The organism is Marinomonas sp. 63XJN7_7_ISO-PGPR-S23-202 (assembly GCF_056173505.1).
Map to the genome: position 1 here is coordinate 1,664,667 of NZ_CM149677.1, position 12,647 is coordinate 1,677,313.

14 protein-coding genes are annotated in these 12,647 nt (G+C 43.0%); 11 read left to right on the top strand and 3 right to left on the bottom strand.

Features of this window, described 5'->3' with window-relative positions:
• Positions 1 to 43: 43 nt before the first annotated feature.
• From AC0VYG_RS07680 to AC0VYG_RS07695, 4 genes are all read left to right on the top strand, one after another.
• Positions 44 to 799: an SDR family NAD(P)-dependent oxidoreductase gene (locus tag AC0VYG_RS07680; RefSeq protein WP_475431726.1), complete on the top strand. Its 756-nt coding sequence runs from the start codon at positions 44 to 46 to the stop codon at positions 797 to 799.
• Between the two features lie 86 nt (positions 800 to 885).
• Complete coding sequence (locus AC0VYG_RS07685) at positions 886 to 1,302, top strand: GNAT family N-acetyltransferase (protein WP_475431727.1); 417 nt, start codon at positions 886 to 888, stop codon at positions 1,300 to 1,302.
• A gap of 133 nt (positions 1,303 to 1,435) precedes the next feature.
• Positions 1,436 to 1,882, top strand: a complete 447-nt coding sequence (locus AC0VYG_RS07690) for a GNAT family N-acetyltransferase (protein WP_475431728.1) — start codon at positions 1,436 to 1,438, stop codon at positions 1,880 to 1,882.
• A 75-nt stretch (positions 1,883 to 1,957) separates the two neighbouring features.
• A complete protein-coding gene (locus AC0VYG_RS07695) occupies positions 1,958 to 2,173 on the top strand; it encodes a DUF6434 domain-containing protein (RefSeq protein WP_067020862.1) in 216 nt (71 codons plus the stop codon).
• Between the two features lie 197 nt (positions 2,174 to 2,370).
• Here AC0VYG_RS07695 and AC0VYG_RS07700 read toward each other — a convergent pair whose 3' ends face one another.
• Complete coding sequence (locus AC0VYG_RS07700) at positions 2,371 to 3,231, bottom strand: LysR family transcriptional regulator (protein ID WP_475431729.1); 861 nt, start codon at positions 3,229 to 3,231, stop codon at positions 2,371 to 2,373.
• Between the two features lie 319 nt (positions 3,232 to 3,550).
• Here AC0VYG_RS07700 and AC0VYG_RS07705 point away from each other — a divergent pair, with 319 nt between their 5' ends.
• Complete coding sequence (locus tag AC0VYG_RS07705) at positions 3,551 to 4,312, top strand: sulfite exporter TauE/SafE family protein (protein WP_475431730.1); 762 nt, start codon at positions 3,551 to 3,553, stop codon at positions 4,310 to 4,312.
• Positions 4,313 to 4,371: 59 nt separating this feature from the next.
• The gene (locus tag AC0VYG_RS07710) at positions 4,372 to 6,207 is read left to right on the top strand and encodes an ABC transporter ATP-binding protein (RefSeq protein ID WP_475431731.1); all 1,836 of its coding nucleotides are present in this window, start codon (positions 4,372 to 4,374) and stop codon (positions 6,205 to 6,207) included.
• A 340-nt stretch (positions 6,208 to 6,547) separates the two neighbouring features.
• Here AC0VYG_RS07710 and AC0VYG_RS07715 read toward each other — a convergent pair whose 3' ends face one another.
• Positions 6,548 to 7,669, bottom strand: a complete 1,122-nt coding sequence (locus AC0VYG_RS07715) for an FAD-dependent monooxygenase (protein ID WP_475431732.1) — start codon at positions 7,667 to 7,669, stop codon at positions 6,548 to 6,550.
• Positions 7,670 to 7,885: 216 nt separating this feature from the next.
• Between AC0VYG_RS07715 and AC0VYG_RS07720 the strand changes: the two genes are divergently transcribed.
• From AC0VYG_RS07720 to AC0VYG_RS07730, 3 genes are all read left to right on the top strand, one after another.
• Positions 7,886 to 8,260, top strand: a complete 375-nt coding sequence (locus AC0VYG_RS07720) for a PaaI family thioesterase (RefSeq protein WP_475431733.1) — start codon at positions 7,886 to 7,888, stop codon at positions 8,258 to 8,260.
• A 90-nt stretch (positions 8,261 to 8,350) separates the two neighbouring features.
• On the top strand, positions 8,351 to 8,770 hold the full coding sequence (locus AC0VYG_RS07725) for a TIGR03067 domain-containing protein (RefSeq protein ID WP_475431734.1): 420 nt from the start codon (positions 8,351 to 8,353) through the stop codon (positions 8,768 to 8,770).
• Between the two features lie 461 nt (positions 8,771 to 9,231).
• Positions 9,232 to 9,759 (top strand): hypothetical protein, encoded by a 528-nt coding sequence (locus tag AC0VYG_RS07730; RefSeq protein ID WP_475431735.1) that lies wholly within the window; start codon positions 9,232 to 9,234, stop codon positions 9,757 to 9,759.
• Between the two features lie 283 nt (positions 9,760 to 10,042).
• Here the strand turns inward: AC0VYG_RS07730 and AC0VYG_RS07735 are convergent, their stop codons facing one another.
• Positions 10,043 to 10,819, bottom strand: coding sequence for an SDR family NAD(P)-dependent oxidoreductase (locus AC0VYG_RS07735; protein WP_475431736.1), 777 nt, complete (start codon positions 10,817 to 10,819; stop codon positions 10,043 to 10,045).
• A gap of 294 nt (positions 10,820 to 11,113) precedes the next feature.
• On the opposite strand from AC0VYG_RS07735, the gene gcvA reads away from it, so the two are divergent.
• Both gcvA and AC0VYG_RS07745 read left to right on the top strand, forming a co-directional pair.
• Positions 11,114 to 12,037 (top strand): transcriptional regulator GcvA, encoded by a 924-nt coding sequence (gcvA, locus tag AC0VYG_RS07740; protein WP_475431737.1) that lies wholly within the window; start codon positions 11,114 to 11,116, stop codon positions 12,035 to 12,037.
• 199 nt (positions 12,038 to 12,236) lie between these two features.
• Positions 12,237 to 12,617, top strand: a complete 381-nt coding sequence (locus tag AC0VYG_RS07745; protein WP_475431738.1) for a VOC family protein — start codon at positions 12,237 to 12,239, stop codon at positions 12,615 to 12,617.
• Positions 12,618 to 12,647: the final 30 nt, after the last annotated feature.

Sequence of the window (12,647 nt, forward strand, 5' to 3'; positions counted from 1 at the left end):
CATCGGCAGTAGCACTATCGCCGATACAGTTTTAGAGGTATAAATGTTTTCTCTTAAAGGATTAAATGCCCTTATTACAGGTGGTACTTCAGGTATCGGATTGGCGAGCGCAAGACGCTTTGCCGCTGCAGGCGCCAAGGTGGCGGTCGTTGGTCGCCGTGATGGAACACATCTCGCCGATGAAATAAACGGAATATTCCTGCAAGCAGACGTGACCGATGAGGATCAGTTGCGCGCATGTTTCGAGGAAGCGCAGGCACGCATGGGCAAGCTCGACATTGTCATGAACAATGCCGGAATTGAAAATTCTGGGCCGACCATTGCCGAGCAAAGTGCCGATGAGTTTCAGCGTATCTTGGAGATCAATGTAAAAGCGGTCTACAACGGCTTGCGCTTTGCGCCGCTACACATGAATGACGGTGGGTCGATTATCAATACGTCGTCAGATGTATCAAAAGTTGGTTATCCCGGTTACGGTCAATACTCAGCAACCAAGTCAGCAGTTTGTAGTTTAACGCGAGTGGCTGCTATGGAATTGGTTCCGCGAAAGATTCGAGTGAATGCGATCTGCCCAGCCTCCATATGGACCGAGATGCTGTATCCTGGCCATCCTGAAGTGGTAATGACCGAGCGAACAAGCCCCATGAGTAGGGTTGGTCAACCTGAGGAAGTGGCGGCACTATGTCATTTTCTTGCTGCGCCTGACTGTAGTTACTTGACGGGTCAATCAATCAACGTCGATGGCGGACTGTCGTCAGGTATGGCAGATCACACTTTTGAGAGATTGATGCGGGACTGAAAGCGTTTAGAAGGAGGCCGGACAAATTAAGCAAGCTGACGCTAAAATGCGCAGCTTCATTCAGCATTATGTGATTGGAGATTACATTGAATATCGAATACAAAGTGAATAAGCAAGTTTCGGCCGAGGAATTTATAGACTTACTTAAGCGCTCAACATTGGGGGAGCGCAGACCAATTGAAAACATCAAATGTATCAATGGTATGCTGGAAAACAGCAATCTTATTATCACAGCGTGGGACGGCAGCAAGCTTGTTGGTGTTGCTCGCTCTGTTACAGATTTCCATTATTGCTGCTATCTGTCAGATCTAGCGGTTGATGAAGGATATCAAAGGTTGGGTATAGGTAAGCAGCTACAGGTTCAAACACAAGGTCACATAGAGCCGACTTGTAAACTGTTTCTCATCGCTGCCCCGGCAGCCAATGACTATTACGGGCCACTTGGTTACACCAAAAATGAGCGTTGTTGGGTGCTAGAACGTGGCCGTAAAATTATCACATAACAATCATTAAGAGGGATTTTTAACGCTTGACATGGTCAGTCTGAGTCAGTTTTAGTGTTTACGGCACAATGCACAAGCCTTTGTATTGTGTTATCTGCTACTTAACAAGTCGGTATGTGAAGGAATAGGTAACATGGAAATTAAAAAGCTTCAAAAAGCCGATCTAGAAGGGTTGTTACGACTTTACAGGCACCTTCATCTTGATGACGAACACCTCGAATTTGAAAAGGCTTCAGAAATATGGGCACAGTCAGCGAAAAACGACGCTATTTCCTACTGGGGCCTTTTTCTAAAAAGTACGCTTGTGAGTTCCTGTCAGCTAGTTCAAGTGCCAAATCTGACTCGGGGTGGTAGACCGTATTGTTTGATAGAGAATGTGGTGACGCACCCAGAGTACAGAAATAGAGGATATGGTAAAACACTTTTAACCTCAGTTTTGGACCATGCCTGGTCACAGGGATGTTATAAAGCGATGTTAATGACAGGTCGTAGCGAGGAAAGTGTATTGGAATTCTATGAAAGGGTGGGATTTAATGGTCGTGAAAAACAGGCATTCATCGCAAAGCCAAGCAATATATAACCGTTTCCCCATGTGCGATATCCGTTCCGTCGCCTTGTTTGTGTGGGCGTTATACAAAAAGGAGATTTCAAAACCATGGAAAAGTTTGATTGGCATAAAAATCCAATAGATGATTATACAATAATCACGGATAGCTATAAAACAACCCAGAATGTCCGTAGATATTTCAAATCGAAATTTGGTGAATCGTTTAAATTTGATCGTACTTTTATGGATTGGATGAAGAATGCAACTGGCTTGACTATGGCTGACGCTGCACAAGAGTGGATTAGACGCCAAGCATCAAAATAAGTAATTAACCAAACATTCTTACTTATGTAGGGTCGCGTAGAGAGGTTTTGTATAACAAAATATTAGCCTCAAAATGCCCTACGAGCGAATAAAAAATTTGGTAGGATTTAATTATGGCTACCCCATGGAATAGGAAGCTAGCCTCGTGGGAAGTTATTATGCCTGAGCAATAAAACCTATGGATCAGCTACTCAAATCTACATTTCAGATTTTATAAGCGTTAAAAAAGCCTCTTTGGCGGGATGATGACCGGTTTCCTTGTTCCATATAAAATAATTATGGATGGGTTTCAATGCCGCAAAAGAATACCCTTTTATCCCGCCAATAAGCTTGAACTGTTCAAATACTCCCTTGGGAACTAAGGAGACGCCTGCACCGGAGCTCACGCAGCCAAGAATGGTGCCATAGCTTGCGATGCTTGTTATGGGCACTGAAATACCACTTTCTGATAACCAATTCTCCAAGGCTTTTCGATAGGGACAACCTTCAGGCCACATATAGATGTTTTTACCAATGAGGCTTTCAGGAGATTCAATATTGTTAAATGCGGAAGAAGCAATCACAACCAGATCCTCCCAATAAATGGCTTCACAATGCAGCGATGGGTGAGCTGTCTTGACCGCAATAATGGCACCGTCCAGTTCATGCTTTACGACCTTGTTCTCCAAATTTTTCCATGTGTCGGTAGAAAATTCGATATTCACCGATGGATACGATAGATGATAAGACGACAATAACTTCGGTAGTCTGCTCGTTGCTGAGGACTCTATTGCACCAATACTAAGTGTCCCTATAGGAGAGGATCCAGCGCCAATGGACCTTTTGGCCTCTTCACAAAGTGAGAGGATTTTATTTGTATACGCTAAGAAAACTTCACCAGAAGGGCTAAGAACCAGGCCACGTCCTTTTCTAATAAACAGTGGCTTTCCTAACTCTTCCTCTAAATTCTTAATTCTAGTGGTTATGTTCGAAGGGACACAGTGAAGCTGCTCAGCCGCTCTTGCAATGCTGCCATTATCTGTAATTTTCTTGAACATGCGCAGTTGAGATAATTCCATGACCGATCACTTAAAATGAATTTACCAATCAATATAAGTCACTTTTATTTATCTTTCTAGCCGATTAATTTGGGTATGTATCAAGGCGTCATATAAAGGCGCGGCAAATCATGCGAATTGAGACCGACGAAAGGGACTGACATGAATAAAACGACGCTAGAGAGATCAGCAGATTGTTTACTTTCTGAACAAACGACCTCTTATGGAATGCTGGAATTTGAGCAGACTTTTCTTGCAAAACGGCCATTAACGAAATAACGCCTCCCTTCAATATACCCCTTGTCACCGTTTTGTCAGGGCGCTCTAGGGTAAGAAAAATATGGTAATGGATCTTTATACATTAGGGTTCTTTTCTTTTTGTGGTGGGCTAATTGATGCCGCTGTCGGTGGTGGCGGATTAGTTTTGATGCCTGCCTTGCTTCATGCGTTACCAGATTACGGGTTAACGACGGTATTTGGCACAAACAAATTTGCCGTATGGGCTGGAACGCTCTCTTCTATATTTCGGTATGCAAAAGGTGTCAAGATCGTATGGAAAATCATGATTCCGACTGCTTTGTCTGCTTTCTTTTTTTCTTACTTAGGCGCCATGTCTGTTTCTTTGATTCCCAAAGAAACGATGCAGGTCGTGGTGTTTATTCTTCTTGTCACAATGGCCATATATACCTTCATAAAAAAGGATCTAGGAAGGGAGCATCAGCACGTAAAAGTCAGTAGCAAAGAGATCGCCAAGGGAATAATCTTTGGCAGTTTGATTGGCTTTTACGATGGGTTATTCGGACCAGGTAGCGGTAGCTTTCTCATTTTCCTATTTGTTCGAGGGTTTGGATTCGATTTCTTAAATGCCTCGGCATCGGCAAAATTAATTAATATGGGAACGTTCACAGCAGCCCTTTTGTTCTTTATCCCGTCAGGCAATGTCCTATGGGATGTGGGCCTCTTCGTCGCTGGTTGCAATATTCTTGGGGCTCTTGTTGGTGTATTTCTGGCAATTAGGTATGGAAGTCGCTTTATCCGCATTGGCTTTTTAATTCTGCTTACTTTCTTGATTGGAAGAATGGGACTGAATATTTTGCTTTAATCGTGGTATACAGGACTCTATTAGCTGGATGATAAAAAACAACAAATGGTATTGGTAACATGAAGAGTTTGTTTAAACTTGTAGAAAACTGGGTTGATCCCTTTACAACGAAAGCCGTTGATTTTGAAAACAAAAATAGCATAGGGATACTTATTCAGTTCGTATCAATGCTAAAGGGCATATTTCTTATATATGCAACCACGGGCATGGTGAAGTCTTTAGTTGATGTCGCTATCATATATTGGTTTGGTATTCTAATAGACGTTGCCACTAAGAATTATTCGTCTTTCTCTCAATCTATCTTATTTTATTCCTTAATAACGTTTGCGCTGATTGCATGTAGGCCATTGGTTTCATTCGCACTGATATTAATCACTTCACAAGGAGTACGGGGTAAATTATCAGCTCTTGTTCGCTGGCAGGTATACCGGAGGATATCGCAACAGAGTTACTCATTTTTCCTTAAGGAACAGTCTGGTGTTTTGGCAACCAAGGCATGGCAGCTTGGCAATGCCGTAACGGAAATCAGCATTCAGGTATTTGGTGTTTTGTGGGTCAACATAGCATTTTCCATATTAGCTATAGTGTATCTGGCAACGCTTAGCACATGGTTTATCACGTTGGTTTTTATATGGACTTTGGCCTTTATTTTACTTGCAGTAATTTTTGTACCTTTAACAAAAAAACGATCAAGAAACTCCGTGGAACAGTCGAACTTATTAAACGGGGCATTAGTGGATGAATTCTCCAATATTCAAACCTTAATAAACTATGATGCATCCGCTCATAGATACGACTACGTAAAAAATAAGGTGTCATTATTTTTACATGCTGCTCAGTCGTTTCTGCGCTTGGATACGATTGGTCAGACTTCACTGACGACATTAAACTCTATCGCGCTAGGTAGTATGTTTGGGCTTACTATATACCTTTGGGGTAATGCTCAGATTAGCATAGGCGAAGGTGCTGCTGCCCTGACGTTTGCACTGAAATTGGATTCGTTTTTTTCTTCATTTATGAACCAAATCACCACCTTGTTTCAATACTATGGAATGTTTCAGGCCTCTATTGATGCCGCTAGACAAAAAATTGACCTGACCTCTTCAGACCATCCAACTCCAATGGGAGCAGGGCCTTTAGGGGTTGAATTGGAAGGCGTATCCTTTTCTTATAATCACGATAAAGTCACGTTATCAAATATCAATTTAAATATAGCCCCAGGTGAGAAGGTTGCCATTGTTGGCGCTTCAGGCTCAGGTAAGTCGACGATTATAAAGTTGATTTTGCGTCTTTACGATGCGGATAGGGGCGTTGTCCGCGTGGGAGGCATTGATGTCCGAGCTCTGTCTCTTCCCGAATTGCGAAGCCGAATCGGGTATGTGTCTCAGGATGTGTCTCTCCTCCATCGATCAATAAGAGACAACCTGGCTGTGGCGAACGACAAATTAAGTGACGAAGAAATTAGACAGGCATGCGAACGAGCATCTGCCTGGGAATTTATTAGCGATGCAATTGATGCCGAAGGGCGAACCGGATTAGATACCATGGTGGGTGAGAGAGGGATGCAGTTATCTGGCGGACAAAGACAGCGAATATCCCTTGCGAGAGTATTCTTAACTCGGCCGGATATCGTTATTTTTGATGAGGCAACGTCAGCACTAGATGCCATTACGGATAAGGAAATAATATCTTCAATTAGAAACGAATTTTCTGGGAAAACAATAATAATGATTGCTCACCGTCTAACTTCGATAACTTGGGTGAACAAGATCGTCAGTATTGGCGACGGGGTCGTGGTGGAAGCCGGAACACATGAAGTTTTGTTGGCGAAAGATAAATCACTCTATAAGCAACTGTGGAATGATCATCAAAGCAATAAAAGTGACGAAAATTGAATGGCATTGGTTTTACACTAACTTATGGAGCTGGAGGTTAGCTTATATGGGGAGTTACCATGCCTAAGGCTCAAGGAGAATGGGGGGAACCGGGTAATTATCTTTAATGTAAAAGACGATTTCTATCAAAAAGAGTTAAAACATTATATCAAGCTATCGCTTACCTATACAAAGTTAAGCATTTACCACTATTGGGGGCTTAGCAAGTGACAATCGTTGTTTGGGCTGCAGTTGGCTTTAGCAAATTCTCTGGTTCAGTAAGGAGCATAGCAGCAGGTTTGCTATGCTCCTTCACAACTTGTGGCCGAAAACAGATTAGGCTAAGTTAATGCCGTGTTTTTTAATCCATCTCCGTTAGCAATTTTCGCCATCCTACAACATTGGCAGGGCCTTTTAGACGAATTATGGTATTGCGAATAAATCGCCCGATAGGCGAGCGGCCTAGACCTGCTAACTTAATAATTTTATTCGACTCTTTAACGGTCCAAGTGACTCTGTCGGCTCTTTTCTGCTGATATTGTTTTAAAGCATCATGCAGTTCATGTTGCTCTAAAAAGTCCGCTAAACAGTTGATATCTTCTAAAGACATGCCAGCCCCTTGTTGCAAACTTGGCGGACAACCATGTAAGGCATCACCGACTAACACCACCCGATTAAAAAGCGGTTCTGTGTGTTGCACGGTCTTTAACTGACCAAGCACTATGTGTTGATCCTCATTCAGGCTATTAACGCATTCAGTAACGGGTGATGCATAGTCAGAAAAAACCTCTTGAATGGCTTTATTGCTTGCTAACGAGGCAAATTTGCCGTCTTCATCCATAATTTGGCCGTAACAATAGACTTCATCTTCACTGATGGGGTAAATCATAAAGGCTGATTCATTACCAACATAGTAAGTTGGCTGAATACCTACCACAGGCTTTTTAGTCGTGAATCTCCAGTTAGTGACTTTATGAGTTAGGGGAGCAGAACTGGGTTGCACCATCTGTCTAACGGAAGAGTTAATGCCATCCGCTGCGACCACCAAATCATAGGTTTTTGTCTCACCAGATTGGAAAGTCACAAGTACTTCGTTGTTATCTTGTTTAATGTCTTCAAGCCATGTGTTTAGTTGTACATCTTCTGCTATGTCCTTTCTCAACACAGACATAAGGTCATCGCGTTTCAACGCAACAAAAGGGGCTTTATTTAATGGGGCGGTATGCAAAGAAGCGCGCGCCAAGGTTTTGCCTGATGATAAGGCATATTCAATTTGATCAACTTGATAGGCAAGATTGAGAACAGGTTTACTCAGGCCTAGTTTATCCAGTGCCAACATGGCATTAGCGGGTAAACATATTGCTGCTCCTTCACTACTAAGTGTTGCTGACTTTTCAATGATATCTATTGTGAAACCTAATGGCTTCAAACGTCGATATAATGCACAGCCTGCCACTCCGGCCCCGACAATTAACACCCGCATTAAATTACTCTCTTGATTGATTTAAGTTGGCCGTATTTTATAACGAGAGGCGGCCAACTATCGATAGTCTCAGTATTATAAAACTAAAAAAGTCATATAAATTATAGTTTTATGCGTTTAGGGAGCGTGATAGAGTTGGCAAAGACCTCGTTTAGGCATGGGGTTTTCAGCCTATACTCGTGGAGGTCTCTTCTGAATGGGAAAGGGGGATGATGTATGAAAGTCAAAGGAAACATTGAGTTTACCATCAAAGAGCACTCAGAAAGTATTGTGATCTCAGAGATGCCTGTGTCCGCAGGTATCAAAAATCCATTCGGTACAGCGCACGCTGGGGCGATACTTTGGTTTGCTGATGTTACTGCTACCGTGTTGGTTATGGGGGGTATTGAAGCTAAAGAAGGCATGCAGGGCTTTCCTTTGGCGATTAATTTGAATGCCAACCTCGTTTCAAACCAAACAAGCGGCGAATTTGTGGCAAAATCGGAGTTTGTTAAACGTGGCAAAACGGTAAGTGTCGTGCGCACAACGGTCACAGGTGCTGGCGACAAATTGATTGCTGATGTGACGACAAGTCATGTTCTTTCCAAGTAAGTGCACTTGCTGATCTAACAGGGTCTTGAACCACACTTTTGGCTATCCTGATAATGAGACAATGACTGTCAAAAGTGAGGTATTCATCGTATGGGCATAACATCGGCTATGAACAAAGAAGAGCATTTAATTGCAAATGAAATAGAAATACTCCAAGGCGCGTGGCAACAGATTGCTTTGGAAGCGGATGGCGAAGTCAACCCTCCAGATGAGCACTCGGTTCCTGGAGCGCTTTGCTATTTTTTCGGGACGCAGTTCTCTGTCCGTACGCCCGACGGAACGGTTTTGATTGAAGGGGACTTCGACATCGACCCTTCAGCACATCCGAAGCGTATTACATGGATCGATTCCATAGGACCTGATGCGGGAAAACGACTGCCTGCCATATACGCTATTGAGGGCGATCACTTCGTATTTGTCGCAGCTGATGAAGGGCAGCCATGGCCCAGTGAGTTTAAGACGGTTCCAGGTCTGACAATGCGTTCATTTATACGACATAAGGCAAGCTAGTGAGTGACATGCGATTCTCATTACATGGACTGTTTACCTAAGAAGGTGCTCTATGTGAGTGTCTGAACTGGTGCATTATGTGTACGGTTGATTCGTAAGTCTCGGTATGCTTGGTTTAGGTAAGAGGCTAATGCTAGCAAAAATATGAATTGACTAGTATAAAAGTCCTAGGAGCGTTTTTAACAAGCTACCATGTTAAAAAGTTGGCAAAGAGGTTATAGAAGTCGGTTTTTTCATTATTTAGTACCAAAAGCGATAACGTATAACCGAAGAGTCAGGCATGAACTCTGGAGGGCCATATTAAAGGAATAATACTTGCTATCTGTATTTTGATTGGGGGCGTTGCCACATATTTCTATTGTGATGCAATTGATTCTCAGCGGTTGCGTAATGCTAAGTTCCTCGGAGATAGAGATAGTCATTCGGTTGTTATCTATCTACATGGGATGGATCTACCTAATGTGTCAGAGCAAGAGCTGGCTAATCGTCAAAAGCTAGATGAAATTGGCCATGTCTTGTCTATCAAATTCTATTTACCTCGATCGGTTACTAAATGTCATCAAAATGATAATCAGCTTTGCTGGCCACAGGATAATGTAGATGAGTTGGAAAGGACGCTTTCGACGATAACAAGTAGTGCCAACTTTGAAAGTGGGGATAAGCTTGAGGGGATAATTGGCTTTTCTAATGGTGGCTTTTTTACCAGTAAGCTTATTCAAAATTGCTTGCTTCCTGATGATTTTTGGGTGGTATCTATTGGAAGTGCTGGTGCTTGGGGGGACTCAGAAAAAGATTTATCAAATTGCGGTTGTGTAATTTCCATCATAGGAAAAAATGATCGTTGGCATTATTCTTACATGCTAAATTTTCACCGATATCTTCAATCCGTTGGCGCAAAATCAAAACTAATTGAATTTAATGGTGGGCATGAAATGCCACTAAGCGAGTTAAAAAGAGAGCTTGCTTTATTGCTTACTACAAATAAGTAAAAAGGTATAGCGAGCGATATCTGTGTTATTAAAGGCCAGCCTTGTGGGAGTCACTATGTTGTCTTCCCTGAATCATGGCGTTTCAGTCAAGAAACGCCATGTTATTTTTCTTCTTGTCTCATGACTAAATCCTTTTTAGCCATAGTCGCCGTAAAAATGTCTCAGATTTAGAGTACAATAAAGCCTTTAACTTGTTTGATCGCTTTTCTCATCCGCTCATTTCTGTGATATTGATGTCTATCGTGCATTTAGACACAAAGATTTTGAGGGCGTCTTCCACACTTCATTTGTTACGACCAGCCATTACACCGCCGTCAACATCCCAAACTGCGCCAGTGACCCAGTCTGCTTTGTCAGAGAATAGGAAAGTAATGGCATTTGCGACATCTTGAGGGGTTCCCACACGGCCAATTGGATGAAAGTCATTGAAGCCTTGAAGCGCTTGGTGAACTTCTTCTTTAGGAATAAAACCTTCATAAATTGGTGTTTGTACCACCGCTGGTGATACCGCGTTGACACGAATATTGTTGGCAGCCAGTTCCATTGCTAGGTGTTGAGTCAGAGAATGCAGACCTGCTTTCGCCATGGAATAAGCTGACGACGGTGTCGCGGCAATCGCTTGTTTAGCCCACATAGAGCCTACATTGACGATAACACCTGGACGGTTTCCTGCGATCAGGTTGGCGGCAACTTTTTGTGTAATAAAGAAAAATGCACGGTTAATTTGCATGTATTGATCGTAATCAGATGCGCTATGTTCTAAGAAGGGTTTAGGGAAGAACACACCGGCTGCGTTGAGCAATAAGTCAACGTCTGAATGTTTGTCATCAATGACTTTTAGTAGCGCTTGCGTACCTTCATCTGTGGTCAGGTCGGCGGTCAACGTTTCGACTGCCCCTAGGGAAGACAGCTCAGTACGTGCTGTTTCTGCCTTGTCTGCGCGGCGACCTATGATCACAGCTTGACCTCCTTGTTCAAGGACCATTCGAGCCGTTTCTAAGCCTATTCCGCTTGTTCCACCGATAACCAGTAGTTTTTTACCTGCAAATTGATTGTTCATCGCTTAATCTCTCTTTAGCCGCATAACGCGGGACTTGTTGGTATTGATTGAGTAGGACGGTTGTGTCGTGTCCTCACTCTTTGCTGTTTACGTTTTATTCGGCCTTCTGACCGTTATGTCTGATGTATTACCATAAAGAAAAACTTTTCAGAGACTCTTTTAGATAAATACTGTTTACTCACCGATACTGGTAAAGGAGCATTTATTTATCGGCTTGATGGATATTCTTCACGGATTTACTTCCATTCACAAACGAGATAATCTGTATTACCGCTAAAGAAAAAGTTTATCGATATGAAGCTGCCTATACACCTTAATGCGCTCCGGGCTTTCGAAGCCAGTGCCCGGCATCAGAGTTTCTCAGCGGCAGCAGAAGAGCTGCATGTGACCCCCGCTGCCGTGGGACAACTCGTTCGCTCATTGGAAGAATGGCTTGATGCACCTCTTTTTCATCGGATGAACAGTGGGAAAATTCGGTTGATTCCTACAGAAACCGCAGAGCGGGCATTGCCTGACATTCGAGCGGGGTTTGATAAATTAACCATTGGGCTAGAGCGCTTGCAGGAAAGCTCCGTAAGCGGTGTTCTGACCGTGACAGTGAGTCCGGCATTCGCCGCTAAATGGTTATTGCCACGACTGGATCGGTTTCAGGATATATGTTCAGAAACCGATGTTCGTTTGGATACCAACCTAAAGCCTGTCGACTTTGCGGTTCAACGCGTCGATATTGGTGTTCGCTATGGATTGGGTAATTGGTCGGGATTGAAAGCTGAGAAGCTGATGGACGAAGAGGTGTATCCTGTTTGCTCTCCTAGACTATTGCATGAACAGCGTCGTTTTCATCATCCCAGTGAACTGCTTCGAGAAACCTTGATTCATGATTTGTCTATGGATGCCCACACGGGATTCCCGACTTGGTCGGAGTGGTTAAAAAAAGCGGGAGTGACAGATCATGCGACAGCCCACAATATTCAAATCAATAATTCCGCAGCCGTCCTTCAGTCGGCCATAGATGGGCGAGGAATAGCCCTTGCTCGTAGTGTTATGGTCCGAGATGACCTAGCATCGGGGCATTTGATTCGTTTGTTTCCAGAGATTAAATTCCATTCGCCTTTAGCATATTACGTGGTTTATCGCTCGGAATGTGCTTCGTTACCAAGAATGCTGGCTTTCCGAGAATGGTTATTTAGTGAAGTGAGTCAAGATAAAGAGCAATAAAAATCATATTACTTGTTGACGTTTATGCTGCCATCGATGGATCCGAATAGATAGTTCGCAGTCGTACGGTTTTAACTTATGACGTTTCACTCAGAGCTGATCTGACCGTCACCTCACTGTCATCTTTTTTATATTGATCTGTGTGTTATTAGAGGCTAGCCTCGTGGAGAGTCACTACGACGATGTACGTGGAGGAACAGTGGAACTTAATCAGGTCACTTTACCGGTTAGCAATATGGCAGACGCCGTGCAGTTTTATCTAAAACTGGGCTTTACGCAAATAGTTGATGCCCCTGAATATGCTCGTTTTTCTTGCCCAGATGGGACTTCAACATTTTCTCTTTCTCTTGAAAGCGATACATTTGAAAATCATTCGGTTATCTATTTTGAGCATGAAGCCCTTGATGAGCTGTGTGAGGACCTTGCGCAAAAAAGGATTGTCTTTGAACAAGCACCAACAGAACAACCTTACCTTTGGAAAGAGGCGATCATTAAAGATCCGTCTGGTAATAAAATTAAGTTGTATTGGGCGGGGGAGAACCGTTTAAACCCACCATGGAAAGTGGAAAAACGCGCTTAACAAACCTTGGTGTTAGTTTCTTAGCAACAA